General features: G+C 45.5%; 22 protein-coding genes and 1 pseudogene. 10 read left to right on the top strand and 13 right to left on the bottom strand.

What is annotated here, in order from left to right:
* Positions 1–323: 323 nt before the first annotated feature.
* Positions 324–1,358 (bottom strand): histidine kinase, encoded by a 1,035-nt coding sequence (locus QUA23_RS19865; RefSeq protein WP_333077877.1) that lies wholly within the window; start codon positions 1,356–1,358, stop codon positions 324–326.
* A 541-nt stretch (positions 1,359–1,899) separates the two neighbouring features.
* On the bottom strand, positions 1,900–3,291 hold the full coding sequence (locus tag QUA23_RS19860) for an S-layer homology domain-containing protein (RefSeq protein ID WP_333077878.1): 1,392 nt from the start codon (positions 3,289–3,291) through the stop codon (positions 1,900–1,902).
* Positions 3,292–3,360: 69 nt separating this feature from the next.
* On the opposite strand from QUA23_RS19860, the gene QUA23_RS19855 reads away from it, so the two are divergent.
* The 5 genes from QUA23_RS19855 to speD all read left to right on the top strand — a co-directional run bounded on the left by QUA23_RS19855 (position 3,361) and on the right by speD (position 9,857).
* On the top strand, positions 3,361–3,915 hold the full coding sequence (locus QUA23_RS19855) for a hypothetical protein (RefSeq protein WP_333077879.1): 555 nt from the start codon (positions 3,361–3,363) through the stop codon (positions 3,913–3,915).
* A 481-nt stretch (positions 3,916–4,396) separates the two neighbouring features.
* Positions 4,397–4,879, top strand: a complete 483-nt coding sequence (locus tag QUA23_RS19850) for a BON domain-containing protein (protein ID WP_333077880.1) — start codon at positions 4,397–4,399, stop codon at positions 4,877–4,879.
* Between the two features lie 409 nt (positions 4,880–5,288).
* Positions 5,289–6,506 (top strand): histidine kinase, encoded by a 1,218-nt coding sequence (locus tag QUA23_RS19845; RefSeq protein WP_333077881.1) that lies wholly within the window; start codon positions 5,289–5,291, stop codon positions 6,504–6,506.
* Positions 6,507–7,996: 1,490 nt separating this feature from the next.
* Positions 7,997–9,058 carry a pentapeptide repeat-containing protein gene (locus QUA23_RS19840; RefSeq protein WP_333077882.1) on the top strand — a complete coding sequence of 354 codons (1,062 nt, stop codon included), beginning with the start codon at positions 7,997–7,999 and terminating at the stop codon, positions 9,056–9,058.
* A 376-nt stretch (positions 9,059–9,434) separates the two neighbouring features.
* Entirely contained in the window at positions 9,435–9,857 is a 423-nt protein-coding gene (gene speD / locus QUA23_RS19835) for an adenosylmethionine decarboxylase (protein ID WP_006633984.1), read from the top strand.
* An 84-nt stretch (positions 9,858–9,941) separates the two neighbouring features.
* Here the strand turns inward: speD and QUA23_RS19830 are convergent, their stop codons facing one another.
* The gene (locus QUA23_RS19830) at positions 9,942–10,538 is read right to left on the bottom strand and encodes a hypothetical protein (RefSeq protein ID WP_333077883.1); all 597 of its coding nucleotides are present in this window, start codon (positions 10,536–10,538) and stop codon (positions 9,942–9,944) included.
* Positions 10,539–10,683: 145 nt separating this feature from the next.
* On the opposite strand from QUA23_RS19830, the gene queF reads away from it, so the two are divergent.
* Positions 10,684–11,103: a preQ(1) synthase gene (queF, locus tag QUA23_RS19825; RefSeq protein WP_190743417.1), complete on the top strand. Its 420-nt coding sequence runs from the start codon at positions 10,684–10,686 to the stop codon at positions 11,101–11,103.
* 448 nt (positions 11,104–11,551) lie between these two features.
* On the opposite strand, the gene QUA23_RS19820 is transcribed toward queF, so the two are convergent.
* From QUA23_RS19820 to QUA23_RS19805, 4 genes are all read right to left on the bottom strand, one after another.
* Positions 11,552–12,964: a cytochrome c biogenesis protein gene (locus QUA23_RS19820; protein ID WP_333077884.1), complete on the bottom strand. Its 1,413-nt coding sequence runs from the start codon at positions 12,962–12,964 to the stop codon at positions 11,552–11,554.
* Positions 12,965–13,273: 309 nt separating this feature from the next.
* Positions 13,274–14,005, bottom strand: a complete 732-nt coding sequence (locus tag QUA23_RS19815) for a cytochrome c biogenesis protein CcdA (RefSeq protein WP_333233091.1) — start codon at positions 14,003–14,005, stop codon at positions 13,274–13,276.
* Between the two features lie 196 nt (positions 14,006–14,201).
* On the bottom strand, positions 14,202–14,444 hold the full coding sequence (locus QUA23_RS19810) for a hypothetical protein (RefSeq protein WP_333077886.1): 243 nt from the start codon (positions 14,442–14,444) through the stop codon (positions 14,202–14,204).
* Positions 14,445–14,557: 113 nt separating this feature from the next.
* Complete coding sequence (locus tag QUA23_RS19805) at positions 14,558–15,274, bottom strand: pentapeptide repeat-containing protein (RefSeq protein ID WP_333077887.1); 717 nt, start codon at positions 15,272–15,274, stop codon at positions 14,558–14,560.
* A 593-nt stretch (positions 15,275–15,867) separates the two neighbouring features.
* On the opposite strand from QUA23_RS19805, the gene QUA23_RS19800 reads away from it, so the two are divergent.
* On the top strand, positions 15,868–16,578 hold the full coding sequence (locus QUA23_RS19800; RefSeq protein ID WP_333077888.1) for a tetratricopeptide repeat protein: 711 nt from the start codon (positions 15,868–15,870) through the stop codon (positions 16,576–16,578).
* A gap of 107 nt (positions 16,579–16,685) precedes the next feature.
* Here QUA23_RS19800 and QUA23_RS19795 read toward each other — a convergent pair whose 3' ends face one another.
* The 3 genes and pseudogenes from QUA23_RS19795 to QUA23_RS19785 form a co-directional block, all read right to left on the bottom strand.
* Positions 16,686–18,035, bottom strand: coding sequence for a peptidylprolyl isomerase (locus tag QUA23_RS19795; RefSeq protein WP_333110481.1), 1,350 nt, complete (start codon positions 18,033–18,035; stop codon positions 16,686–16,688).
* A 150-nt stretch (positions 18,036–18,185) separates the two neighbouring features.
* Positions 18,186–18,254, bottom strand: a pseudogene (locus QUA23_RS19790) (pentapeptide repeat-containing protein); the annotation flags it as partial.
* Positions 18,255–18,455: a hypothetical protein gene (locus tag QUA23_RS19785; RefSeq protein WP_333077890.1), complete on the bottom strand. Its 201-nt coding sequence runs from the start codon at positions 18,453–18,455 to the stop codon at positions 18,255–18,257.
* An 890-nt stretch (positions 18,456–19,345) separates the two neighbouring features.
* Between QUA23_RS19785 and QUA23_RS19780 the strand changes: the two genes are divergently transcribed.
* Positions 19,346–20,056 carry a tetratricopeptide repeat protein gene (locus tag QUA23_RS19780; RefSeq protein WP_333077891.1) on the top strand — a complete coding sequence of 237 codons (711 nt, stop codon included), beginning with the start codon at positions 19,346–19,348 and terminating at the stop codon, positions 20,054–20,056.
* A gap of 107 nt (positions 20,057–20,163) precedes the next feature.
* Here QUA23_RS19780 and QUA23_RS19775 read toward each other — a convergent pair whose 3' ends face one another.
* Positions 20,164–21,513: a peptidylprolyl isomerase gene (locus tag QUA23_RS19775; protein WP_333110481.1), complete on the bottom strand. Its 1,350-nt coding sequence runs from the start codon at positions 21,511–21,513 to the stop codon at positions 20,164–20,166.
* A gap of 119 nt (positions 21,514–21,632) precedes the next feature.
* On the opposite strand from QUA23_RS19775, the gene QUA23_RS19770 reads away from it, so the two are divergent.
* A complete protein-coding gene (locus tag QUA23_RS19770) occupies positions 21,633–22,184 on the top strand; it encodes a peroxiredoxin (RefSeq protein ID WP_333077893.1) in 552 nt (183 codons plus the stop codon).
* A 173-nt stretch (positions 22,185–22,357) separates the two neighbouring features.
* On the opposite strand, the gene QUA23_RS19765 is transcribed toward QUA23_RS19770, so the two are convergent.
* The gene (locus QUA23_RS19765) at positions 22,358–22,897 is read right to left on the bottom strand and encodes a phosphate-starvation-inducible PsiE family protein (RefSeq protein ID WP_333077895.1); all 540 of its coding nucleotides are present in this window, start codon (positions 22,895–22,897) and stop codon (positions 22,358–22,360) included.
* A gap of 381 nt (positions 22,898–23,278) precedes the next feature.
* Between QUA23_RS19765 and QUA23_RS19760 the strand changes: the two genes are divergently transcribed.
* A complete protein-coding gene (locus tag QUA23_RS19760) occupies positions 23,279–23,881 on the top strand; it encodes a superoxide dismutase (RefSeq protein WP_333077897.1) in 603 nt (200 codons plus the stop codon).
* A 94-nt stretch (positions 23,882–23,975) separates the two neighbouring features.
* Here QUA23_RS19760 and QUA23_RS19755 read toward each other — a convergent pair whose 3' ends face one another.
* On the bottom strand, positions 23,976–26,711 hold the full coding sequence (locus QUA23_RS19755) for a bifunctional acetate--CoA ligase family protein/GNAT family N-acetyltransferase (protein WP_333077898.1): 2,736 nt from the start codon (positions 26,709–26,711) through the stop codon (positions 23,976–23,978).
* Positions 26,712–26,946: the final 235 nt, after the last annotated feature.

The following is a 26,946-nucleotide window of genomic DNA, read 5'->3' as shown; positions in this document are numbered from 1 at the left end:
GCATGATACTTAGCCTCAACCAAAATAGACTTTTTCTTAATAAAAAATAATCTAATCTGGCGCTTCCATAGGGAGCAGGAAGCAAAAACGAACTAACACTTAAAAACATACATAACAAATACTACAAAAGTTACGGTCAAAGCGTTTAGCCCTTCTCGCCAGTGCTACCAATTTCCCGCAGCAAACTGCCCCGCTAGCCATTTGTAAATTTGCTGATAGCGAAAAACTCGATCGGGAAAATGTGCGATCGTAAATTAGTATCCGCAAACACCGCAACAACTCGGTTTCATGGATCAACCGGATTGCTAAATACAGACCTTAGTTTAAATCTGTTCTTCCCCTTGATTAAAACGCTGAATTCCGTGATTTTCCTCGACTTGCAAAATAGCATCATTGGGAATATTGAGGAGACCTGTAAATGAATTTTGACTTATTTTCAAAGCTTGTTCCTTATTTTTGTGTTCGGCAAGTTCTCGCTGTAAATTGTCAATAGTCTGTTGAAACCAAGCGGCTTGTCTCAGCATTTCTTGTTCTGAAAAGTCCAGCAATTGCATCAGAGTAGCCACTTGATTTTCCAGTAATTGGGTTTCGCAATTATTGTTATTTGTAACAAAGGTGGTAGGCTTTTCTGAATATTCAAAAACACTCTTTTCGTCGGGGAGGGACAATGCTGTTTTGACACTAAGTGCCAAATTTTTAAACATTTCAGCCCTGCTTTGGGGAATTTTAACTTTCAGGAACATCATTACCGCAAACAAACTTCCTGACGGCAGAAGTCCCCCAAATCCCAAGACAGACTTGACATTGTAGGGAATAATTAAAGAATTTTGCTCAGGAATAAAGGGGCTGCCTTTTGCCTCTGATACATAAAAAATATTTAATACTGCGGGCTCTAATTGCAGGAACCTTTCTCGCTCAATTCCGAGGAATGTAGGAATGTCTAAACCGAACTGCCGGATTATTTCCGAAATCGCCGGCATTTGAGCCACTAATTTTGTGCTAACTAATGGAATAGCTGTATTTTCTGCTGCTGTGTGCCGAGAATTCCACTGCGGTTCTGTGCCTGCGGCTGCTAGCAGAGTCCAACATTTCATGTCGGCGGCGGGGGAATTGCCCTTCATCAAGCGGCGGGCGGATTGTTGCAATGAGTCTTCTAATTCCCCGTAGGGATGAGTTTTGAACAAACGCACTAAGGCACAGGTATTTTCTCCTGTTTGCGAATCGCAAAAATGTTGGTAAATATAGTTAACAATCTTCTGGCTGGTGGCTTCCATACTAGCAGTATTTCTACCTAAGTGGCGCAGGACTAAGCTGCATTTAGCCATATCTTGCGGGGTAAATAAGGTAATATCGTACATTAAAAAATGCTCTCCAAGAGCTCAAACACTCTTGTTCATTTATCGTTAAGGCCGCTACGGCATCCGGAATCCTACTGAGAGTTTTGAACAAAGTGTTAGTGAAAATATGTAGAAAATTAGCCCGCCAAATGCAGCGCTTGTATGGCAGGATACAGAAATTAAAATTAAATAAAAAAAAATCTATTTCCTAGGGTAGGCGACAAGGACAGAAAAGCCGATGTACAATCTTTAAAAGGATTTTTAATGACAACTCTCCCAAAGAAATTAAAGAAACGGAGTTTTTCACCGGATATACCTCGCGTTTTACAGGGCTTTTTCGTAGATAAAAGTCGGTTTCTGGGTAAGCCATATTCACCGAACTCCTAGAAACTCAAGCTGCAATTTTTGTGGCGGGCGATCGCAGGCCGATTAATCAAAAATTGGTAAAATTTCGGCAGTCTTGGACGCAGAAACCGGGTTTGCTTACAGAGAAAAAACCCGGTTTCCTGGGTATTGGTAAGTAGAGGGTGTGTTCAAAACTTTTAACCACCCCAAAAAAACTCTACTCAGCAGGTTGAGACTTTGCTTCCAGGGCATCTTTAGCAGACAATCCCTGATCTTGAACGCCAAAATACCACAAACTAGCAGCAGCTTCGGCGCGAGTCACTGATTTCTTAGGCTGAAATAGAGTAGTAAAACCAAAAACGCGGCGAATATTCGCCAAATCTCCATTGTTAAAATCAGCTAAAACTGCCCGCGACGCCTGGGAATCAATCTTAGAAGCATCTTGAAAACCCCACTTTTCTTTCACTCCGTCAATGTTAGCTGTCGGCAAAACTTGACGACTATCTAAAGGCACTTTCCAGAGAATCATTGTTTCGCGAGTTAAAGGTGCATCCGGGCGAAATTTCACATCTTTACTTTCACCCGAAAGCGAACTCGGAATTACACCGGCTTCTGCTAAACCTTGAATTGCTGAAAAATCCGGGTCTGTTTTGGGTACGTCAGAAAAGGCTGGTTCGCTAGAGTCTACTGCTAATCTAATTTGTTTGGCTTGACGGCTAGCATAAATCTGATTGTTAGCTGCTACTAACCAGCGGGCGTATTCGCGGCGACTGACAATTTTGTTGGGTTTGGGCAAAGTGCTGGCTGTTTCTAAATTAGCATTTTCTGTCGATCGCACTTTCAGCACTTCCAACTGACTTAAATCAGCTACATACTGCCGCAACTGTTGAGGAATTTGGGTGTCTAGTTGGCTAACTTGTGCTGATTTTGGCGAGGCGGATGGCGTTGGAGTAGTTCCCTCTGAATTAGATGGAGTTGGTGAAGCGGTTGGAGATGCGCTAGACTCGGAATTGTTAGGTTGGGGACTGGTGGCAATTTCGGGGCTTTCTTTGCTGTAGTCGATCGCAAATTCTGTAGAACCTCCTACTTTCTGAGTAGGAGAAAGCGACACAGTTACCCGTAAATTATCTCGCGTTGCTACCAAAGAACCTTGTCCCTCGGCGGTGGGGCGGCTGACTATTTCCCAGTTGCGACGCCCAAACTCTGTGGAGTAAAAGTTCTGAATCGAATTAACAGGATCAGTGCTTTCCCAGCGCAGCCGCACATTTTTTTGCGACGGATCGGTTTGCCCACCAACTTCGATTAACTCAGCATTAGGATAGAGTGGAATCTCTGTCGGGAAATCGGGAGGAAGTTTGGCGGTAGAGTTGGTCTCAATTGCTGTCCCTGGTGGCGGGGAAGAGAAAACTACTGGGTTTTGTTTTAATGTGGGATCGGCGGCTAATGATTCTTCGAGGGCCTTGCTGTTGGGGCTGTTTGCACAAGCTGTCACAGCAGCCAAAAGACACACAGCCAGCCAAGTATTTACAGCAGCGAGTATATTGGTTTTATTGGTTTTAGATCGCCCTGGAGAGTTGCCTTGCCGTTGAGTAAATATAATATTCAGCATAAATCGCCCCTTTGCAGATATATTTCTAGGCTAGCGCAGATCGATCGGGCATATATAATTTTTACCCAAATGAAATTTCTGTATTTACTTCTAGTTACTGCTACATTACTTTCATGCCCTGTCAAGTTTGCCAGTCCCGCTGCTTCTCAACCAGCCCCGCTGCGGGCAGAAATTCAGACGCCAGATTGGCAGCCATTTTGCTCGGCGATGGGTCAGTTTGCGATCGATATGCCCGCCAATCCCAAAATTAATTCTGAAACTTTTTCAAATCAAATTATTGCTCATACATACCGATCGAACTTAAAAAACAAAGAAACTTATTTGCTTCAATACTTTGACCTGGATTTTCGGCTGAGGAACAATAATATCAATAATACCAGAATTACTTTAAATAATGCCGTTGATGTTTTCGTCGTGGCAGCGAATGCTAAAGTTTTGCAGGTGCGGGATATTTCCCTCGGAGGCTATCCCGGAAAAGAATTTGAGTTTCAGCCGCTTTCCCCCAGTGAACCTGTAGGTGTAGGTCAAGTTTTTTTGGTGGAAACGCGCGTTTACGGCCTGGTTGCCACTACCCCAGAACCAGAAAATGCTCAAAAATTTCTAGACTCTTTTCGTTTGTTTTGAAGCAGGAAGTTTGGCAATGAGTAGCGTAGGAGATTTAACAGATTTAACGGAGAGAGGTTGAGGGAATAAGTCACAGGTTCCAGGGAAGAGAAAAAAATTAGTTGGGATTGGCGATCGAATTTATTCATAAAACTTACGCTTTTCAACTTGGTGTCTAGGTAAATATTGACCTGGGCCACAAAAAAGGCGGGTTCAAACCTGTTTCTGAGTAATAACCTGGTCAAAACTAAATTACGCTAAATTTGACTTAAGACCTTAATTTTATTTTTTGTACTCTATCTAACGACATAGATAAATTTTACACCCGTGGAGCGATGTAGATACTTGCTCAATTTTATATATTATATATAAGGATTTTTAAATCGCAGAAAGCACAAACCAGAAAGCACAAACTAAAGATGCTGTCTTGCTCCATCTGGCTCCCATCTGGCTCAACCAAGTCAGCCTCATTGAAAGCTTACCCGGAGGGTATTAACCTATTATGAACAAACTAACACCAATTCTCCTCAGCGGCCTCCTATTATTTGGAGCTGCTGCTTGCAGCGAAGGGGCTAAAACTAGCTCTGATGCTCCTAATTCTACCACAGAAAATACCACTAGCCCACCCCCAGCCGATACAGTTCAAAAAACTCAGGGTGACGCCACTAGCCAGATTCGCCAAAACCAAGCAAATTCTGATATCAGGGCCAGAGAACAGCGCAACAATGTGACGGGCGGTGATGCCATAAGAGCCGATAGCGACCTCCAAAGCGAAGTGCGCTCCAAGTTAGAAGTAAACATCACTAAAGGTCAGTTAACTGTTGACGCAAAAGATGGGCTTGTCACCGTAGGCGGCACAGTTCCCAATCAAACTGATTTAGCTAAAATTGAGCCACTAGCTAAAGAGATTAAGGGTGTAAAACAGGTGAATGTTACGGCTGTTGTCGCCCCCGCTGCACCCGCATCGCCTAGCAGCAATCAATAAATTAGAAGGAAGAAGTCGGAGGGACATAAGGGAAAAGGATGTAGTTATCTAGGAGAAAAGTCTGAGGGAAGAGGGTAAAGTTTGGCATTGTAAAATGGCTTGCGGAGCGGAATGCAACGCTGAGGTGACTCTCTAGAAAGAGGGGTGTTTTAAGTTAAAGAGTGTAAATTTAATTTAAAATTCACGCACTCAAAACTCGCGCAATACCTCCAACTCCCTCTTCCCTATTTCCGATTTTTCAGCCCGGATAATTAGTGGGAAACCAATCTGAAGATAGAGGAGGAAGTTATTCCCAGCGACCGATGAAAATTGTTGGGAAAAAATGACTAAATGTGATTGATGGGTGATTGATGGCAGAGCATAAATTCTGTGGTTGTGTAAAAGTAGTATATTTTTCAGGAGAAAAAAAATGGCTTTAGGTCAACACAAGCGAGCTGTAGGAGCATTTTCTACTTACCGAGATACGGAACTAGCCCTCATAGAGCTACAAAGTACCGGGTTTCCGATGAATAAAGTTTCGGTAGTTGGTGAAAATCTCGATCGCAGCGAAATTGCGGGCGCTAGCACTGGTACTGGTAAGGGTACCGATGACAAAGTGGGCGGCGGCGCCAAAGCAGGCGCGACAGCGGGAGTCGTGACGGGTGGTTTGATTGGGTTACTCGGAAGCATTGGAGCGCTAGCGATTCCGGGAGTTGGCCCGGTGATGGCGGGGGGTGCGATCGCAACTCTGCTGGCAGATACTGTAGTCGGTGGCGCGATTGGGGCAGCAGCAGGCGGGTTGGTTGGCGGTTTGGTCGGCTTGGGAGTTCCCGAAGCAAAAGCTAAAGCTTATAACGATCGCGTCTCGCGCGGAGAATATTTGGTATTCGTAGAAGGAACAGATGCCGAACTTGCCACAGCCGAAGGAATTATGAGCGTGCGGGGCATTCAGGATTGGGGCATTTACGATGTGCCTGCAGACACCGGCCGCAGAGCTTCGGGGCGGCAGAAGCGCGCCGTGGGAGTATTTTCAACCCGCCGCGAGACGGAACACGCACTGGGAGAACTGAGAACTGCCGGTTTCGACATGAATCGGGTTTCGGTCATCGCTAAGGATGCTGACTCGAAAGGGGAAATCGCAGGCATTGACGTGCACGACAGCGCGGACAACAAATCCGATGAAGGGGCCACAAAGGGCGCACTCACAGGTGGTACTTTGGGCGGTTTGACAGGCTTGTTGGTAGGTCTGGGCCTAGTGGCAATTCCGGGAATCGGGCCGATTATGCTGGCAGGAGCCTCAGCTACGGCGATCGCCACTACACTAGCCGGTACGGCTTTGGGTGCGGCAGCAGGCGGCTTGATCGGAGCTTTAGTCGGTATGGGAATTCCCGAAGAGGAAGCTAGAGCATACAACGATCGCGTGGCGAGAGGAGATTACTTGGTACTCGTTGACGGCAGCGAAGCAGAAGTCGCTAGAGCTGAAACCATTCTAAGCCGCGGAGGCATTCAGCATTGGAACACCTACGACTATAATCCCAGCGTCGATAGCGCTCGGGCTGATTACGGCGCACCTGGCACTCCAGGGGTTGATACTACCGCTGATATTTACGACCCCAATCAGGGCGTTACCCGCCACCCTCGGATTTAATACTTCAGACTTTGTTTGGGGATGTTTTCTACTTTCTGCAAGGTAGTCGCACTCGCGCACTCGGATTGTGGAAAGTGATCCAACCCCCAGCGGCGAGCTAGCGGTTTTACGCTTCGTCGGTAAAATTATCTCAAAAGTCGGCTTTTTCTCTGAAAGTCGGCTTTTGTTTTGTTCTGGAAACTTAAAAAAGCCACCTGTCAAAAGTTTAATTTTGATTAGGGGCCCAGTCCGTGAGCTGGGCTTTGCGCCGGAGGAGCGATCGGCTCCCTGAATTTTTACAGCAGAAATCCGCAGCGGTTTTTTAGTCTGTAACACTCACTACTGCTCGATTTTAAACCCCGCAGTATTATCAAATTTAATGACCTAAATTACCACAGATATTGCCCAGTTAGTCAAAGAGCGACTATCTTTAATTATGGGTAGCTAATTTCAGCAACTTATACAGGTGAAGTAGCCAGTCCCACGCGCTCAGAAAAGCCTGCAGTGGTCGGCAAATATTAGAATAATAATATTGTCGTCACCTTCCGGCAAGACTTAGGCTGGTCATTAGTTGGCTGTAGCAGCCCAATTGCCGTTGGCAGGATCTGCTACAGGAATGCACTTTTTCTGGGAATGCCTCAGCGAAGCATTTGAGAAGCCCAGGAACAGCTTTTATGTTCGGGAGCGCGTCTGGTGTCGGGTGTTCTGTTAATTAGAACCGCAAGCGCTCATGGATCGAGTAAAGATTAACAGCAAGCACAGCAGCGCGAGAATACCGGAACGGCTCGCGGTTCATTTTTTCGCGAAATCTCAGGCTAATGGCAGCGTATTGCTTGCTTTGCCTGCGACTCCATCACTCCGACGGAAACAGCCTTCCTGTTGGTTTTCACTGGCATCGAGCACAGTGGGGGGAGGTGAGACTAGCTGAGCTGACCGGGCTCTGCTTTCATGGGCGATCGAAGATTGAAGGCACTTATGTAGAAGGCATTAGGGGTAGAAGCTCCGATATCTTGTTTCTTGATTGCACTAATAAATCCGATCGCCTGTACTAGCAATTTTTCTGGTCAGAATGCGGCGCGGATGCCGCCAGCAATACCCCAAATCTTCGATCAACGTTGACAAGATTGATCGAAAACCTCTTGGTATTTTTTTGGTAAATGGTTAGCAGTTGATAGTTAGTGATTAGCAGTTAGTATAAATCCAACTAACAATTAACAACTAATATTAACCGCCAACTAATTACTAGCAAAATAAGACTTACAGGGCTTACACGCGGCGATAAACTCGGTTTTTTCAGGACTTCCGCGCGGGCAAATTTCACATTTTCCCCGAACCCGGTTTCTTTTCCTAAGTGATAACTAGGTTAGCAGGGTGATGCTATGAATCAAGCAGTTTTGACAATTGTTAGTGTGGCAGTATAGGTTTAAAAAACTTACTGACAAACACGATAGTACAAACTTTCAGACAACAGAGAACATCGAGAAATTAAGGAAACTCACTCAACTTTTTTTATGAATTTCACTGAAATTTTAAGTGCCGATGAACTTTTAATTAGACATAGAAACGGGGAACGAGATTTTCGAGGGGCTAACCTCATTGAAGCTCATTTGAGTGAAGCTAATCTCAGTCGAACAAATTTGAGCAGCGCTAATTTGAAAGGCGCCAATTTAATTAGAAGCAAACTGATTGGTGCTAATTTAAACGGTGCCGACTTGAGCGGGGCTAATTTGTCTAAGGCGAAATTAATTGAAGCTAACCTCGGAAGTTCTAGTTTAACTGGAACTGTGGCGATCGGAGCAGATTTTAGCGGGGCAAATCTCAGCGGAGCAATATTGTCTCAGGGTGACTTGAGCAAAGCTGTGATGACGGGAGCGAGTTTAGTAGGAGCTTGTTTGCTAAGCGGCTCAAAACTAACTGAGGCTAATTTGAGCGGGGCGACGCTGAGCCGAGCAATTATGAGCGGGGTTGACTTAAGCAGAGCAAATCTGACGAGAGCGATTCTCAGCGAGGTAGATTTGAACGGGGCGAACCTGAGCGGAGCAACTTTAACTCGGGCTCATCTCAATCGCGGAAATCTCAGCGGCGTCAATTTGGTTGGGGCTTCTTTGAGCGAAGCAAGTCTGCGGGAGGCTTCTATTTGCGCTGCTAATTTGAGCGGTGCTGACTTGAGCGGTGCTGACTTGCAATCGGCCAATCTAAATGGCTCTAATTTGAGCGGTGCCGACTTGCAGGGAGCTAATTTGAGTAAAGCTAATTTAAATGGTTTGATTCTGCACAATGCTGATTTGAGGGCTGCGAATTTGAACAAAGCTTCTTTGCGGGGAGCTAACTTGAGCGGTGCAAATTTGGCAGGTGCTAGCTTACTGGAAGCGGATTTGCGGGGGGCGAATTTAAGTCACGCCAATTTGTCGGGAGCAGGTTTGCTGTTGAGTTCTCTGACAGGGGCGAATTTGACAGGAACTAATTTGTCGGAGGCTAATTTGATTGGGGCTAGCTTGAATGTTGATAATTTGAATGAAGCAGCTTTGAGCGGGGCAATTTTGCCCAATGGAGCTACTCACAGCCGGGATTGATGAGTTGATTAACCATAATTAAGTAGGTCAATCTCAAAAAACCTAACACCGAGAAACCCGATTTTTGTATGGGCGGTGCCAAGAGTGCCGGCCCTTCCGGGTTTCTAGTCTCTCCCTCGCCTGGAGCAAATTAAGGCGGTTGGGCTTTAACCGCATTCTAGCGAAAGCCGATTGTAGCAGGAAATATCGATCGCGCGTATCGAACTCCAATCAAACTCAACCTGGCATCGACCCTGGCAAAAGCGCCCAAAAACCCCTGTGCGCCAGCGATCCCACTATTTTTGATTTTTTTGGGAAATATACTTGAAAATTCCTGAACTGCGTGCTATAGTCAAAAGGTTTGAGACATTATGAGTTAGAGGTAAAACCCCGCAGAATGAAACAATTGGGAACCCATCTGGTCGCTGATGCTTGGCAGTCTCCTGGAGACCTGCTTAACGATCCGGAACGTATCCGCCGCGCCATACTCGATGCGATCGAAGCCGGAGGAGCTACTCTCATCGATTTGTGCGTACACCAGTTTAGTCCTCACGGAGTGACGGCTACTGCTACTTTGGCCGAGTCTCATATAGCAATCCATACTTGGCCTGAACACGGTTATTTTGCCGCAGACTTATTTTTCTGCGGAGCCGGCGACCCTCACCGAGCCATGAAGGTGCTACAGACTGCTTTGGAAGCTAAACAGGTAAAACTCACTGAGTTCACGCGCGGTTTCGAGCCAGGGGTGGGAATCGTAGGTTCTGCTTGTGAAGAGCAGTATGCCCCTCGTTCAGTAGAAACGAGTGCCGCCAGAGGATGATGGCCAATTAGCGTAACTTTGAACAATTTATGCTAGGTTTTGTTTAAAATCCCACGGCTTGAGCCGTGGGATTCTTGTTGGAATTTACTTTTTCATTAATAAAGGGCGGACAACTAAATAACCTGCACCGAAAGCTGCAATCACAATCAGAAAAATCGCGATCGCCAACCACAATCCGTTTAAGTCTGAGGTTTTTTTGGGTTGAGATATCACACGGTAAGGAGTTTCCGGCACCTCTGTAAATAATTTTTCTGGAAGTGGCTGCGGCATCGGGGAGCCTTTTGGCTCCGGTTCCGGTAGTGGGAAGGGGAAAGCCACTGTCTGAGGTGGTTGAGGTACCGTAGAGTTAGTCCGCGAGGTTGCAGGTGCTGGGGGCGGAGGTTCAATGCTGAAATTGAATTTGACTGAGGGCATCTGAGGCATCCCTGTCTGGGTGACGCTCTGAGCAGAGTTGACTACTTGCTGTAACTGTTGGGATACTTGAACTACTGTTTCTACTTCTCGCCGCAGTTGTTGATTTTGTTGGACTAATTGCTGATTGTGGGTTTTGAGGGAGTCCACCATCGCTTGGGCTGCTTGCAGCTCTGCCGTGACTTCTCGATAAAGGGAAATTGGTACTGATGGAGAGTAACTATTTGAGTTTTCAGGGGAAGTATTGTCAGATAAGGTAGTATTTTGCATAATTGTAGATGGCGAGGGTGAACTTGTTTTAGTTTAGCCTGAGAGTATTTGCAATTAGATCGATCGCAACACAATTCGTCAAGATATTTGTTACAAATATTGAACGTAAATTTAATTTAATGTTACAAGTTATTAGTCAATCGCTATGAACAACTACGCAGCCGAACAAAGTATGTCGCAAAAGTCAAGCACCGAGGAAATGAAATACGGCGAACGCCAGATTTTGGAAGGGGAGTTAATTACTTTCCCGAATCCGCGAGTCGGGCGACGCTACTCAATTAACATTACTTTGCCGGAGTTTACTTGCAAGTGTCCATTTTCTGGCTATCCAGATTTTGCGACAATTCACGTTACTTATGTGCCCGACGAGCGGGTGGTAGAGTTAAAGGCGCTGAAACTGTACGTTAACAGTTATCGCGATCGCTACATTTCTCACGAAGAATCGATCAATCAAATTTTAGACGATTTTGTGGCGGCTTGCGCGCCGCTGGAAGCGACAATTAAGGGCGATTTTTCGCCACGGGGGAACGTACACACTGTGATTGAGGTGTCGCACCAGAAGTAGGGTGGGTATTTAGCTGTGGTGGCATTGAGATTTAATTGTGGGGTGGCGTCGAAGCGCACCCCACAAGGGTTTTAAGAAATAAAATTGTTAAAATTAGTAAGTAATTGTAGAGTGCGTCAGGGCAGCCTTCTCAATGTAGTCAAAAACTCCCTCAAACGCTTAAACTCTCGTAGTTTGTAGGGCGTGTACTGCGCTTCGGTTGAGTTTGTTGCCCACCGGAGAGTACCGATAGACAGGCGTTTCAGCATTTGGATTTTTAAACCAAAGCTCCGTATAGAAATTTTCATTACTTGAAATTTGAAAACTCGGAAAGTGAAATAGCGGTTTTCTGCTTTTTCTCCGGTTCACATTAACCACCTCAACAAATCTGGCAAGGCGCACCCTACAAACTCAACTAATCTTTTTGATATTTATCGTTGGTGTAAGGTGCGCAGTGCGCACCCTACGGTTAACTTTGACTTACAACAGAAGTCGGGGCGATCGCACTTTTTTCCTCTGCTGTTTTCGATTCTGCCAACTTGTCCAAAATCTCCACAACTTCTCTTTCAAAACTCACCTGAGCGCGATTTGTCCGCCCGCCGACGTATAGTTTGCCGTTTTTTTCCAAAGCCCAAATCTGGGAGTGAGACAGATAGCTCATCAGCACGCTGAGCATCAGCAACCCGAAGCCAGTATAAACGATCGGAATTCCTGGATCGGCTTTAATTTGCAATCCCGTACTGCCTACAACTTCGTCAATTGTCAGCATCACTCCGTTAACTTCTACCGCCGTCCCTGCGCGAACTGTAGTTAACAATTTGCCATCCGTACCGTACACTAACATCGTTCCTTGCAAGTCTTTTGCTAGCAGAGAAACTCCCGCACTCAAATCTGGTTTTGTGGGAATCCAAGCACCCCAAATTCGACCTTTACCTTGAGTGTCTAACTGAGCCATTGGCAATTGTAAAACCGGGCTTTTGTTGAGGCGAACTCGCACGGCGGATATTGCCCAATCTGCTTGATAAAAAGTGACTCCCCGGTATCTGAGGGGTTCGTTAACATGAATGGTTTTGCGATCGACCTCTTGGCCTGTTTTGTCCAAAACTGACAGGTCAGAGTAAAATTGGTCGATTCCGCCTTCGGGAGTATAATCAATCCAAAACCGATTAACTCGCATCGACCAATCCTTCGGTATTTGCGGTCCCGCCCAAGGCCCCGCATCCAGGATATTCTGCACCTGAAATGTTTCGCCGCTGGGAACCATTTCTTGACCGAGAAATCCCGTCATCGCGCCCCACATCGACCCAGCTAAAATAATTAGCATGCTGGCGTGAACAATAATCGGACCGATTTTACCAATTATTCCCTTGCGAGCATAAAGTTTTTCGCCTTCTCGAAATATGCGGTAGTTTTTTTGCTGCAAAAGTGGTTCTAACGAACTTAAAGTAACTGTTTCTAATTCCGCACTGAGAGCTAATTTTTCAAACTGCTTTGGTTCTTCATAAAATTTCCAGCGGCGGGCGGCTTTTAATGCGGGAAATTGTCGGGTAAATGTACAAGCTGTTAAGCTGCTGCCGAACAAAATTAGGATTGACAAAAACCACCAAGTCCGGTATACGTGGTCTAGTCCTGCAATTAGCACAACTTTCCAAGTTAGAAAGCCGAACAAAGCGGGGTGTTCTGGATAGTTAGATTGGTAAAATGGTACTGATTGACCTTGTTCGATGACAGTGCCAGAAATGCTGAAAAATGCGATCGCCAGCAGCAAGATAATTGCCAGCCGCAAATCTGCTAGCACCGGCAAGATTTCTCGCTTGAAAAACCTTTGAGGGGCAGTCGCCCAGTTTGATAGTTTAGATAGAAATACTTCTTTTGATGTCATTGGTAATTATGAAGAAAGTTCGGCAACGGATTTTGTAACGGATGTAACGGATGTCAGGAAGTTCGGCAACGGATGTAACGGATGGAAGAAGGAAGGAAGAAGAAAGAAAGAGGAGGGAACAACAAAAAATGAATAAAATATTATTATTTTTATCGAGCAAGTCTCAATCAATTTTGAAGTCTTTCTCTTTTCTTCCTTCCTTCCTTCCTGTTCTTCGCGTCTTCGCGGTTCGTTTAAAAAAACTTAATGCACGCATTCCATAGTGGTTGCTATATCTCTAAATAAGGACTGAAGTCCTGAAAACGAAAGTTACGCGGGAAGGATTCGGGAAAGCAGAGAGAAAACGCCAAATCCTACTAGCAAAACACCGCTAACAGGCGTAATCCAACTCGACCACCGACGTAATTCTAACAACTTTTTAATGCTAGCAGTGAAAGTCCCTGCTATAATCAGCGGAGCGACGTAGCCAGCAGCATAAAACAGCAGCAGCACACCACCTAAAACTGTATCTCCCGTTTTGGAAACCCAAGCTAAGAGTGTAGCTAAAACCGGCGTGCTGCAGGGAGACGCTACCAAACCAAAAGTTAAACCCAATAAGTACGATCGCACGCCCGCCGGCAAATCTTTCGGCACCCACCCCACAGCGTCGAAAGACGGCATTTGTAAGGGTAAAGCTTCGAGTAAATTCAGCCCCATTAGAATAGCAATAATGCTGACAAGAATCGGCAAACCCAGGCCAATTTTGCCGTAAACTTGTCCGGCAAATGATGCTACAATACCTAAACCCGCAAGGGTGGTGGCTAATCCCAGGGAAAACCACGCAGACTGGGCTGCAGCTTGCAGGCGACTTTTTGCTTCGTATCCACCGATGTAGCCGATCGTGATCGGCAACATTGAAAGCATACAGGGCGTTAAGCTCGTTAGCAACCCTGCCAGAAAGATGACTCCGACGCTGACTAAACTGAGGTTTGTCAGTTGAGTATTTACTAAATTATTAGCAAATTGTGCGAGTTCGTAAAGTTGAGTTTGCAGGGTTTCCATCAGTCGATTTTAGATTTTAGATTTTAGATTTTAGATTGACTCTACAGCCGATCAATTTTAGATTTTAGATTTTAGATTTTAGATTGACTCCACAGTCGATTTTATATTTTAGAGAGCCTCTACAGATGAATCTGGGAGCTTAAACTAAATATCTAATATTTTTGCTGTTGACGACTCCTGTCGGGGGCTTGTATCTCTAAGCAGGTGCCTTCAGCTTCGGGGCTGTTCGGGCTTTGTTGAAAATTGTAACAGATGCGCGCAGGTTAGGTTTGAGATTTAAGATTTTAGCAATATTTACTGGTTGGGAGTTAAAAGGTCGATCGCACCCTGGTTTAAATTGATATCTTGACAGCATCCTCAACAAGCTATTGGCAAGGGGCGCAGCTTGGGAGTTAAAAAGTCGATCGCACCCTGGTTTAAATTGATATCTTGACAGCATCCTCAACAAGCTGTTGGCAACAGGCGCAGCCTATTGAACCACATAATTCATTGACTGCGAAATCTGCCCGAAAGCCTGTTGTTGAAATTATTCAAACAGACTTTAATTTAACTCTACTTTAAATTAAAACCACTTTCTTCATTAATAGACCCGTCCGGCATTATTGCCCCTGCCAGCACCGCACCTCTGAGATTTGCGCCCGTTAAAGTAGCGCCTTCTAAATTAGCATTGCCCAAATTTGTGACTTGTTTGGAACCTCGGAAAAAGAAGCTGTGCAAGTCAGCACCTGTTAAATTAGTGTTCGCCAAATTAGCATACTGCAAGTCAGCACCATGCAGCGTCGCATCTGTTAAATTAGCTTGGGTAAGATTGCTCCCCCAAAGTCTAGAATCTAAGACATTAGCATCTTGTAAATTGGCGCGGCTCAGATTTGCCAAAGTCAGATTAGCATCCCACAATTTCGTGCCGTTGAAATTAGCTTCGGTCAAATTGGCTCGACTGAGATCCGTGCCTAAAATATCAGCATTTGCTAAGTTAGCGCCGGTGAGGTCTGCGTCAGAAAGATCCGCATTTTTTAAGTTAGCACCGGACAAATTAGCGCCGCTCAAATTAGCGCCAGACAAATTGGCTTCTTGGAGATTAGCTCCCCGCAAATCGACAGCGCTCAAATCGCATTGCTTCCAGAGAAAGCTGACGCACCAATTATCTTTTAATAGGTGACTCAAATCCTCCGCATTTGCGGCCATCACAGGAGGAGTTAAGTAGAGAGTGAACAGGACGATCGCCAACACCGCAGCGAAGAAAGTTTTCAGCCTCATAACTCTTTTCATTGACACTAATTTGCGCCATTAATTATTGATGTCTAACCAAAGCATAGCAAATAATCTGCAACTTCCCTCAGCAAGATTACTCAAAAATATTAGTGTAGTGAAAAATTAATCATGGTTGGCGCACGCACAAACTTAACTTAGCTAGTCTTAGACGCGCTGTGAGCTAGAAACCCGGTTGATTCACAGATGCCTCGCTGCCAAACTAATATTTTTCCTAAAAACCTGGTATAAAATGACCGCAAGTTTGAGCGGGATTTGCCAGTGCAATATCGCTACAAAGTAATACTTGCTCCAGGTAGTTGCGATCGCTCCCCCAGGGGCATATCTGCAAACAATCCTGGTATAAACTCCTCAATATGGGAATCAAGAAACAGCTCCTCTCGCCTACAAGCCTTATATTTAAAGGATTCTAGACGCAATTTTTGTTAATTGCGATCGGCATCACTAACTAAGCCCAACTTTCATCACACAACTCAAGCCCCAGCATCACCCAATCTCATCAAACTTATCACGTTCTTGAGACTGCGGATATCACTGTCAATAGCTCAGCTATGGAGGAAAATAAGAGCATACAGTTGAACAGCACTTCTCCCATGCCTACTATCCCCCTTTTCTCCACCCAATTAGTTGTCACAACTATTTTCAATTCGATCGAATCTTTGGGATTCACTAATATTGCTGGCGTATTTTCGGGGGAGCAAGCTGAATCCCGACAAGAGGCAAATATAAAAATTAGTACCAAAAAGTTTTACACTCAAGGTTTAAAAAATCTCGAACAACAAGACTTGCACGGCGCTATTAAAAATTTTACTGCCACAATTAACATTAATCCGCAATTCGCGTCAGCTTACCACGATCGCGGTGTGGCCCGCTACAAACTAGGCTACAAGCAATCGGCGATCGAAGATTTAACTACAGCCATCGAACTCAATCCTTACCAAGCCAAGTATTACAGCAATCGGGGGTTTATGCTGACTCGTTTAAAAGATTATACTGCGGCGATCGCAGATTACACCTCGGCACTCCTGCTCAACCCTAATGTAGCTCAATCTTATTTTAACCGAGGTGCTATCCACCTGCAAATGGAGAATTCCTTGGCAGCACTAGCTGATTTTGAGTCAGCAATTCGCCTCGATAGCGATTTTGCTAAAGCTTACTTCAACCGAGGAGTAACTAGATACAAATTGAGAGAGGTTCAGGGAGCATTTGAGGATTTTCAGAAAGCTGCCGAGCTTTTTAAGCAGCAGGGGAGAATGGATTCTTATCAAGAGGCAGTTTCTCAAATTACAAAGCTATGGTGTTAGTTGAATTTGGCAATTGGCAATTGGCAATTGGGGAATTGGGGGATTGGGAATGCGGAATTGGGGAATGTGTAAGGTGCACCCTAAGCACCCTACACCCCTAGTTAAAGTTAGCCAATTCTCAAGGCTGCATCGCCAGTTGGTAGATCGTTATCAGGAAGAATCGTAGATAAAGGAATTGCAAAGGCTGCATTTTGAACAGAGGCGACAGTAGAATTTTGTACTACAGTATAAGCCCCTGCCAAGTTAATGACAGTATTGCTTCCAGATTGAGTGAATGTAGTATCGGATAATTTTCCTGTCAAAGCAATGCGATCGCCTTCCTCTGGTCTAAAATCAACTATTGTATGACTTGTCACGGGTAGGAGAATAAAAGGAAGAGAAGCAGGATCTACTCCGAGCAAAACAAAAGTATCTGCACTACTACCTCCTGTGAGAGTATTGTCGCCTGTATCTCCAATCAAAATATCATTGCCATCACCACCAATTAAGATATCATTCCCTTGACCGCCTCGCAAAAAGTCGTTACCAGCATCACCATTGAGAGTATCGTCAGCGAAATTGCCCATCAGAATATCGTTGCCAACACCGCCACTAATGAAGTCGTTACCTTTGCCGCCTCGCAAAAAGTCGTCGCCTGCTTCGCCCGTGAGGGTATCGTTGCCTTGGCTGCCATTAATTGCATCCTCCGTCGCTGAACCGAGGATGCGATCGTTTGCGCTACCTCCCACTACACCGTTAGGATTTTGCTGAGAGTCTTGGGAAGTGACTTGATAGTTGTTTGGGGTGTTGGCCAATCTGAGGGCCCCCAAAGGCAGATTTACAAAATTGGTACTATTAATTAAATTGTTGAGTACATTAACATCGCTAATGATACTGGAAACCCGACTGGGGACGATTCCTCCAACGACTTTTGCCGTCGAAATGCGATCGCCCTGCTGCACCGCATTCACCGTTTCAAAACCTTGAATAACATTGCCAAAAACAGCATAACTACCATCCAAAAAGGGCAAATCATCCAAAGCAAAATAAAACTGCGAAGAAGCCGAATCCAAAGCATTAGAACGAGCCATTGCCACAGCCCCGCGATTGTGCCGCAACTGCGGCGTCTGGGTGACAACTTGGTTGTAAACAGGTTGCGCGGCCCCTTGCGGCTTAATTTCCAAAGGAATAAAACGCGCTTGATTGGTCTCCGGGTCAATAAAACTACCCGTTCCCAATTGACTTGCTGGAATTGTCGTATCTCTGCTGCGCGGATCGCCTCCTTGCACCACAAAAGGCTCTGGCTGACGCACAACTCGGTGAAACATCACCCCGTCGTAAATGCCGCGTTCAACTAAGTCAACAAAATTTCCTCCAGTAATCGGGGCATTAGTGCCGTCTACTTCGATCACAACGGGTTGACCGTTAATTACCTGGACTACTATAGCTTTGCCTGTTAACGGGAGTGCAGCGCTCATGGGTAAATTGCTATTTGAGAGAGTGATCTTGGGGTTTTAGAAGCAATCCACGAATTGCCCCTACCCATTTAATCAGAAAACTGTAAACTTGTCTGTAAGTACAGTTCTACTTCTAAATTTATGATGTCCCGTCGCAAGTTTTTTACCACTTTATTTGTAAGCAGAAATATCAGCATTTTTTAAGTTAGCAGCGGACAAATTAGCGCCACTCAAATGGGCTTATTGGAGATTTGCTCCCCGCAAATCGACAGCGCTCAAATCGCAGTGTTTCCACAGAAAGCTGACGCAGCAATTATCCTTTAATAGTTGACTCAAATCGCCCGAATTGGCGGTCATCACAGGAGAGGTCAAGTAGAGAGTGAACAGGACGATTGCCAACACTGCCGCGCCAAAACTTTTCAACCTCATAAGTGTTTTCATTGACACTAATTTGCGCCATTAATTATTGATGTCTAATCAAATCATAGCAAATAATCTGCAACTTTACTCAGCAAGATTACTCAAGAATATTAGTGTAGTGAAATGTTAATCAGGGTAGCCCCAGGCATGGGAGCATCTCAATGAAAGCAGCTAAGCTAGAAATTGGAGTTAGGAGCCAGGATCCAGGAGGAAAGAGTCAATCGATTTTAGATTTTAGATTTTAGATTTTAGATTTTAGGTTTTAGATTTTAGAATTGAAGCATTGACCCCACCGATAAATTCGGGGGGCAAGCTTCATCGGATACAGGTTTTTTATTTCTCCACGGATGAATCGGGGGGCTTGTATCCTGGATGCTTTCGGTCAGAATGAAGAAAGAGGGAGCCAGAAGGAGTGTTTTTACAAATATGAGTGCTCCTGCAGGCACAAACTTAACTCAGGTTGTGTTAGACGCGCTGTGAGCTAGAAACCCGGTTGCTTCACAGATGCCTCGCTGTCAAACTAATATTTTTCCTAAAAACCCGGTATAAGATGACCGCAAGTTTGATTGGGATTTGCCAGTGCAATATCGCTACAAAGTAATACTTGCAGCAGGCAGTTGCGATCGCTTCCCCAGGGGCATACCTGCAAACAATCCTGGTATAAACTGCTCAATATGGGAATCAAGAAACCGCTACTCTCGCCTGAAAGCCTTATCTTTAAAGGATTCTAGACGCAATTTTTGTTAATTGCGATCGGCATCACTAACTAAGCCGAACTTTCATCACACCACTCAAGCCCCAGCATCACCCAATCTCATCAAACTTATCACGTTCCTGAAACTACGGATATCACTGTCAGTAGCTGAAGTATGGAGGAAAATGACAGCATACAGTTGAACAGCAATTCTCTCATGCCTACTATCCCCCTTCTCCCAACCCAATTAGTTGTCACAACTATTGTCCATTCGATCGAATCTTTGGGATTCGCTAATATTGCCGGCGTATTATCGGGGGAGCAAGCTGAATCCCGACAAGAGGCAAATATAAAAGTTAGTACCAAAAAGTTTTACACTCAGGGTTTAAAAAATCTCGAACAACAAGACTTGCACGGCGCTATTAAAAATTTTACTGCCACAATTAACATTAATCCCCTATTCGCGCCAGCTTACAACGATCGCGGTGTGGCCCGCTACAAATTAGGCTACAAGCAATCGGCGATCGAAGATTTAACTACAGCCATCGAACTCAATCCTTACCGAGCAAAGTATTACAGCAATCGGGGGTTTATGCTGACTCGTTTAAAAGATTATACTGCGGCGATCGCAGATTACAACTCGGCACTGCTGCTCAACCCCAATTTAACCCAAGCTTACTTTAACCGAGGTGCTATCCACCTGCAAATGGAAAATTCCCTGGCAGCACTAGCTGACTTTGAGTCAGCAATTCGCCTCGATAGCGATTTTGCTAAAGCTTATTTTAACCGAGGAGTAATTAGATACAAATTGAGAGAGGTTCAGGGAGCATTTGAGGATTTTCAGAAAGCTGCCGAGCTTTTTAAGCAGCAGGGGAGAATGGATTCTTATCAAGAGGCAGTTTCTCAAATTACAAAGCTATGGTGTTAGTTGAATTTGGCAATTGGCAATTGGCAATTGGGGAATTGGGGGATTGGGAATGCGGAATTGGGGAATGTGTAAGGTGCACCCTAAGCACCCTACACCCCTAGTTAAAGTTAGCCAATTCTCAAGGCTGCATCGCCAGTTGGTAGATCGTTATCAGGAAGAATCGTAGATAAAGGAATTGCAAAGGCTGCATTTTGAACAGAGGCGACAGTAGAATTTTGTACTACAGTATAAGCCCCTGCCAAGTTAATGACAGTATTGCTTCCAGATTGAGTGAATGTAGTATCGGATAATTTTCCTGTCAAAGCAATGCGATCGCCTTCCTCTGGTCTAAAATCAACTATTGTATGACTTGTCACGGGTAGGAGAATAAAAGGAAGAGAAGCAGGATCTACTCCGAGCAAAACAAAAGTATCTGCACTACTACCTCCTGTGAGAGTATTGTCGCCTGTATCTCCAATCAAAATATCATTGCCATCACCACCAATTAAGATATCATTCCCTTGACCGCCTCGCAAAAAGTCGTTACCAGCATCACCATTGAGAGTATCGTCAGCGAAATTGCCCATCAGAATATCGTTGCCAACACCGCCACTAATGAAGTCGTTACCTTTGCCGCCTCGCAAAAAGTCGTCGCCTGCTTCGCCCGTGAGGGTATCGTTGCCTTGGCTGCCATTAATTGCATCCTCCGTCGCTGAACCGAGGATGCGATCGTTTGCGCTACCTCCCACTACACCGTTAGGATTTTGCTGAGAGTCTTGGGAAGTGACTTGATAGTTGTTTGGGGTGTTGGCCAATCTGAGGGCCCCCAAAGGCAGATTTACAAAATTGGTACTATTAATTAAATTGTTGAGTACATTAACATCGCTAATGATACTGGAAACCCGACTGGGGACGATTCCTCCAACGACTTTTGCCGTCGAAATGCGATCGCCCTGCTGCACCGCATTCACCGTTTCAAAACCTTGAATAACATTGCCAAAAACAGCATAACTACCATCCAAAAAGGGCAAATCATCCAAAGCAAAATAAAACTGCGAAGAAGCCGAATCCAAAGCATTAGAACGAGCCATTGCCACAGCCCCGCGATTGTGCCGCAACTGCGGCGTCTGGGTGACAACTTGGTTGTAAACAGGTTGCGCGGCCCCTTGCGGCTTAATTTCCAAAGGAATAAAACGCGCTTGATTGGTCTCCGGGTCAATAAAACTACCCGTTCCCAATTGACTTGCTGGAATTGTCGTATCTCTGCTGCGCGGATCGCCTCCTTGCACCACAAAAGGCTCTGGCTGACGCACAACTCGGTGAAACATCACCCCGTCGTAAATGCCGCGTTCAACTAAGTCAACAAAATTTCCTCCAGTAATCGGGGCATTAGTGCCGTCTACTTCGATCACAACGGGTTGACCGTTAATTACCTGGACTACTATAGCTTTGCCTGTTAACGGGAGTGCAGCGCTCATGGGTAAATTGCTATTTGAGTGAGTGATCTTGGGGTTTTAGAAGCAATCCACGAATTGCCCCTACCCATTTAATCAGAAAACTGTAAACTTGTCTTAAGTACAGTTCTACTTCTAAATTTATGATGTCTCGCCGCAAGTTTTTTACCACTTTATTGGCAATTTGTCTAGTTTTTCTAAGTTTCAATTTTGCCACACCTGCATTTGCCCTCGGCGGCAAGCTTCCGACGGTAAATCAACCAGCGCCGGAGTTTTCTTTGCCAACAAACAGCGGCGACGGGCAAGTCTCCCTCTCTGATTATCGCGGTAAGTGGCTGGTAGTCTATTTCTATCCGAAAGACTTTACATCGGGTTGTACGATCGAAGCACGTCGATTTCAGCAAGACTTGCCGAAATACTTGGCAAAGAATACTCAAATTATCGGCATTAGCGCGGATGATGTCGATTCTCATGCGGAATTTTGCGATTCCGAAGGTTTGAAATTTCCGCTGTTAGCTGATACCGACGGTAAAGTGAGTAAAGCTTACGGTTCTTGGATGAGTTTTATCTCGGCACGCCACAGTTTTATTATTGACCCTGAAGGCATTTTGCGGGAAACTTTTGTGAAGATTAATCCGGCGATTCACTCAAAAGAAGTGTTGGCTCGTTTGGGAGAATTGCAGGCTAACGGGTAATACCATTTTAGATTTTAGATTTTAGATTTTAGATTTTAGATTTTAATAATTGGGCATGGCTGATGAAGCTTGTATTAGTAGTGAGGAATAAAGCCCTATGTATTTTCAGAGGATTTTAATCCTCACTACAAACGTTGTAAATCTAAAATCTAAAATCGGCTGTGCCGCCATACTCAGTGAGAATTAAACTGGCTATTGATTGCAACAGAATCGGAAGAAAATTCCTGGTCTGAAATTTTTCTATTTCTGCTAGCAAGGCGGCGTTCCGGGTCAATTCCCTCGAAGGTTGGTGGCAACCAAACTCGGACTACCAACAACACTCCCAAAACCAGCAAAAATGCGCCTGTTGATAATATTTGAACCCAGGGAGTTTCCAACACTCCCCGCACTATCACTTCTCGCAAAACAGATACTATACAAACTTCCACAGCCACCCCTATCGAAACGCGCTGCTCTTGCAAGTAAATAATTAGCAGCCGAAATAATTCCACCAAAACCAATAAAAATAGAATGTCGGCAGTCACTTGCTGAAAATTTAAAGGAGGCAGCAGCGAGAAAAACATTTCTCGCAGTTCGAGTACCATGAAACAGAACAAACCAATACACAAAGAAATTACAATTAAATCTTGAATTGTTTCGAGAGCGCTGACTATGAGTTTCAGATTCAACCATTGCGGGGGGTGATTAATCTGGTTATTTGAACGGTTTTGCATAGACTACTCCTGCAATCTGTTTGACTTGCTTACAGCTTAAGTTAATCTGAACTTATCTTTGACAAAAAATAGGTTTAATTTATTTATCACCCTTATAAAAATTCCCTCTGTTGACAATTTCCCACAAACTTTTATTTACCGCGCTGGCGGGTTGACATTTTGCCAAACTTTGTGCTATTTAAAACCTGCTATTAGTAGATTTGACTGGTGAAAAGCAGAACTCAAAATCCTAAACTGCTGCAACTGCTATAAAATAGGAAAATTGTAAAGAATTATTTACCACAGCTTGATAAACTCAAGCTAGTGACTCTCGGCTTTAGTCATACAAAAGCCACCAAGTCAACCGAAAAACCCAAAGTAATCCAGAGAGGATTGAACACAATGGCATTTGAACTCGCACCATTACCCTTCGCCGCTGACGCCTTAGAACCAGCTCATATGTCGGCCAACACGTTTTCGTTCCACCACGACAAGCACCACGCTGCTTACGTGACCAATCTGAATAAACTGATTGAAGGGACTGAAATGGCGAGCAAATCCCTTGAAGAAATTGTCAAGGAATCTGCTAAAGACCCATCCAAAGCAGGCATTTTTAACAATGCAGGTCAAGTTTGGAACCACAATTTCTTTTGGAATTCCCTCAAACCGGGCGGCGGCGGCACTCCGACAGGAGCTTTAGCTGACAAAATTAACGCTGACTTCGGCAGCTTCGACAAATTCAAAGAAGAATTCAAGACTGCTGCGACAACTCAGTTCGGTAGCGGCTGGGCTTGGCTGGTTGTGGACAACGGCACTTTGAAAGTCACCAAAACTGCTAACGCTGACACCCCGATTGCACACGGCCAAACTCCGTTGCTGACTTTGGATGTGTGGGAACACGCTTATTATTTGGATTTCCAAAACCGCCGTCCCGACTACATTACTAATTTCTTGGATAATTTGGCTAACTGGGATTTCGCAGCAGCAAATTTGGCTGCGGCGTAGTAGCATCTGAGTTTCAGGATTAAAGTCCTCACTACAAACCTATAAAGTTTGTAGTGAGGACTTTTAAATGAAAATTATTTAACCCACCTTGCTATCAGCAGACAAAAACAGCTTTCAACATTCCTTCGCTTCGGTATGGTTGCAGTTCAAATCCTAGTTTTTTACAGAGGCTCTGCATCTTGTAGTTGCTATTGAGAATGTAGCCGACGATCGCCTGTAATTTCTCTTCCTGACCAATTTGCAGCAGCCGCCTCAATAATTCTGTTCCTAAACCGCGCTGCTGATAGCTATCGCTAACGATCAGGGCAAATTCGGCTTCGTTTTTGCCGTGGAGTTTGCTCAGACGCGCTACTCCCAAAATCCGGTGTTCAGAGGTTTCCGGGTCTTGACGATCGGCTACTAACAGCATTTCGCGATCGTAATCAATAAAACAAATCCGGGTCAAACGTTCGTGAGCGATGCGGTGCTTTAACTTTACCATGTGAGCGTAGCGCAAATATACGCTCTCTTCCGAAAGTTCTTCGTGGAACAGCACCATCAGCGGCTCATCTTCTGGACGAATCGGACGGATGGTGATGGGACGATCGCCATTAGTTGACCATGTTTGAACGTATTGCGTAGGATAGGGGCGAATCGCGGGTGAAATGGGGTTTTCCGTTGTTTGCAGAACAACGCGGGCATCAAGAGCGATAGCACCTTCAGGAGAAACCAACAGCGGATTAATATCAATCTCGGCAATTTGAGGTTGCTCTACAATCAGTTGACTGAAACGAACTAATAACTGTTCGAGTTGTACCAGGTCAATTGCCGATCGACCGCGCACTCCTTGCAAAGCTTTATAGATGCGCGTTTGCTCCATCATCCGCCGCGCTAGGGTGGTATTTAAAGGCGGAAGTGCCAGCGATCGATCTTGAAATACTTCCACTAATTGTCCGCCGGAACCAAACAGCATCACCGGCCCAAATTGTGGGTCAATACTGCTACCTAAAATTAGTTCATAGCCTTCCAAATGCACCATCGGCTGCACGGTTACGCCGAGAAACGCTGCAGGATCGATCGCCCTTACCCGCTGGGCGATCGCCTCAAAGGCACTAATTACAGCCTTAGCATCGCCTAAATTTAGTTTTACGCCCCCCACATCGGTTTTGTGAGTAATCGTCTCAGAATGCAGTTTTAGCACCACTGGATAACCGAGGATCTCGGCAATTTCCACAACTTCGCGCTCGGTGGTGGCGATGGATGTGGCGATGGTGGGAATCCCGTAAGCTGCCAGCAACTGCTTCGATTCGTATTCTGTTAACAAAGTGCGATCGCTTTTGCGTGCAGAAGCCACAATATTTGCGGCCGCCGATCGATCTGGACACCAGACATCGCAATCAGCCGAGAGAGAAGGCGTTTCGTAGATAGCGCGCAGGTTGTACGTGTACCGCCACATATAGTTGAATAACCTGACTGCGGTATCCGGATAGGGGAAAGTCGGAATATGTGCCTGATTGAGAATTTGCGTTCCCGCTGACACTTCCACACCGCCCATCCAGCTTGCTAATAAGGGCTTTCCGAGTTTGCTGTAAGACTTGAGTTTTTCTGCGGTTTGGGTGGGATTTGTCATCGCTTGTGGCGTTAGGATGACCAGCAATCCGTCACTATTGGGATCGGGAGCCACAACTTCTAGAGTTTGGGCGTAACGATCGCTACTAGCATCGCCCAAAATATCGATCGGGTTGTGATGACTCCACTGAGGCGGCAAAAACTCATCAAGCTGCTGCACTGTCTCCGGTGCCAGATCTGCCAGGGCACCGCCGTCGCTAATTAAGGCATCAGTGGCGATCGCCCCCGGGCCTCCGGCATTGGTGACGATCGACAGGCGGTTGCCCTGCGGTCGCGGTTGCTTGGCCAGAATTTCTGCCATGTCGAACAAATCGGAAATCGTATGTACCCGCAACGCGCCACAGCGGCGGAAAGCAGCGTTAAGCACGTCATCGCTGCCGGTCAAAGCTCCCGTATGGGAAGCGGCGGCTTGCGCGGCGGCGGCGGTACGTCCTACCTTGAGAATGATGATCGGTTTGTCGATCGCCACTGGGCGGGCGGCCGACAGGAACGAACGAGCATCACCCATAGATTCCATGTACAAAACAATACTGTGAGTATGGGGATCGTCTCCGAAATACTCGATCAGATCGCCCCAACCGACATCGAGCATAGAGCCGATCGACACAAAGGCGCTAAAACCGACATTTTCTCCCAAACTCCAGTCTAGGATCGAAGTACAGAGGGCGCCGCTTTGACTGATGAAGGCGACATTACCCGGACGGGCGATCGTACCTGCAAAAGTAGCATTGAGCCCAAGCACAGGATTCATCACGCCGAGGCAATTGGGGCCGATAATCCGCATTCCGCCCCGACGCGCCTCGGCCATAACTTGCTGTTCTAAAGCCTCCCCAGCAGCACCAATCTCTTTAAAGCCAGCAGAAACAATAATTGCTCCTTTCACCCCAGCAGCAATACATTCGCGGATCACTTGTGGCACCCCAGCAGCAGGCGTAGCAATCACCGCCAGATCCACTACTTCCGGGACGCTAGCAATGTCAGGATAAGACTTGAGCCCCAAGACGCTGCGGCGCTGCGGATTCACCGGAAAAACTGTTCCGCCAAAAGGACTCCGAATCAAGTTCCACAGCAGAGTACGTCCGACGCTTCCTTCTCTCTCTGTTGCGCCGATTACAGCCACGGAGCGAGGCCCAAAAATCCGATCGAGCGGATGACGCTGTTCTTTCCAAATATCGTGAGCCGGATCGCTCGCAGTGCTTTGATTTCTTGAATTTATCTGCATAATACCCTACTTCAATTAATCAGCAATTAATATTGCTCTGCTTTCGATAAGAATTACCGCATCCAATCCGAACTATTTTTCTACTTTTTTTCTGCTTTTTCTTTATCTTCTTCGGATTTCGCGGTTCCTGAAAAAAAATCTCATTGCGCGTTTCCGACCCACCAGCCATTAAACAACATTTCGGTTGTCAAAGTGTTAGTTCGGGAACCCCTTTGGTCAGATATTCCTCAACAAT

Origin of the sequence: Microcoleus sp. Pol1C5 (assembly GCF_036701115.1) — a bacterium.
Classification (GTDB): Bacteria; Cyanobacteriota; Cyanobacteriia; order Cyanobacteriales; family Microcoleaceae; genus Microcoleus.
Note: the sequence above shows the minus strand (reverse complement) of the source record. Positions and strands in the feature narration are given on the sequence as shown.

Coding starts and splice junctions, on each gene's coding strand:
- QUA23_RS19865 (WP_333077877.1), bottom strand. CDS start 1,358: ATGTACGATATTACCTTATTTACCCCGCAAGATATGGCTAAATGCAGC.
- QUA23_RS19860 (WP_333077878.1), bottom strand. CDS start 3,291: ATGCTGAATATTATATTTACTCAACGGCAAGGCAACTCTCCAGGGCGA.
- QUA23_RS19855 (WP_333077879.1), top strand. CDS start 3,361: ATGAAATTTCTGTATTTACTTCTAGTTACTGCTACATTACTTTCATGC.
- QUA23_RS19850 (WP_333077880.1), top strand. CDS start 4,397: ATGAACAAACTAACACCAATTCTCCTCAGCGGCCTCCTATTATTTGGA.
- QUA23_RS19845 (WP_333077881.1), top strand. CDS start 5,289: ATGGCTTTAGGTCAACACAAGCGAGCTGTAGGAGCATTTTCTACTTAC.
- QUA23_RS19840 (WP_333077882.1), top strand. CDS start 7,997: ATGAATTTCACTGAAATTTTAAGTGCCGATGAACTTTTAATTAGACAT.
- speD (WP_006633984.1), top strand. CDS start 9,435: ATGAAACAATTGGGAACCCATCTGGTCGCTGATGCTTGGCAGTCTCCT.
- QUA23_RS19830 (WP_333077883.1), bottom strand. CDS start 10,538: ATGCAAAATACTACCTTATCTGACAATACTTCCCCTGAAAACTCAAAT.
- queF (WP_190743417.1), top strand. CDS start 10,684: ATGAACAACTACGCAGCCGAACAAAGTATGTCGCAAAAGTCAAGCACC.
- QUA23_RS19820 (WP_333077884.1), bottom strand. CDS start 12,964: ATGACATCAAAAGAAGTATTTCTATCTAAACTATCAAACTGGGCGACT.
- QUA23_RS19815 (WP_333233091.1), bottom strand. CDS start 14,005: ATGGAAACCCTGCAAACTCAACTTTACGAACTCGCACAATTTGCTAAT.
- QUA23_RS19810 (WP_333077886.1), bottom strand. CDS start 14,444: ATGCTGTCAAGATATCAATTTAAACCAGGGTGCGATCGACTTTTTAAC.
- QUA23_RS19805 (WP_333077887.1), bottom strand. CDS start 15,274: ATGAAAAGAGTTATGAGGCTGAAAACTTTCTTCGCTGCGGTGTTGGCG.
- QUA23_RS19800 (WP_333077888.1), top strand. CDS start 15,868: ATGCCTACTATCCCCCTTTTCTCCACCCAATTAGTTGTCACAACTATT.
- QUA23_RS19795 (WP_333110481.1), bottom strand. CDS start 18,035: ATGAGCGCTGCACTCCCGTTAACAGGCAAAGCTATAGTAGTCCAGGTA.
- QUA23_RS19785 (WP_333077890.1), bottom strand. CDS start 18,455: ATGAAAACACTTATGAGGTTGAAAAGTTTTGGCGCGGCAGTGTTGGCA.
- QUA23_RS19780 (WP_333077891.1), top strand. CDS start 19,346: ATGCCTACTATCCCCCTTCTCCCAACCCAATTAGTTGTCACAACTATT.
- QUA23_RS19775 (WP_333110481.1), bottom strand. CDS start 21,513: ATGAGCGCTGCACTCCCGTTAACAGGCAAAGCTATAGTAGTCCAGGTA.
- QUA23_RS19770 (WP_333077893.1), top strand. CDS start 21,633: ATGATGTCTCGCCGCAAGTTTTTTACCACTTTATTGGCAATTTGTCTA.
- QUA23_RS19765 (WP_333077895.1), bottom strand. CDS start 22,897: ATGCAAAACCGTTCAAATAACCAGATTAATCACCCCCCGCAATGGTTG.
- QUA23_RS19760 (WP_333077897.1), top strand. CDS start 23,279: ATGGCATTTGAACTCGCACCATTACCCTTCGCCGCTGACGCCTTAGAA.
- QUA23_RS19755 (WP_333077898.1), bottom strand. CDS start 26,711: ATGCAGATAAATTCAAGAAATCAAAGCACTGCGAGCGATCCGGCTCAC.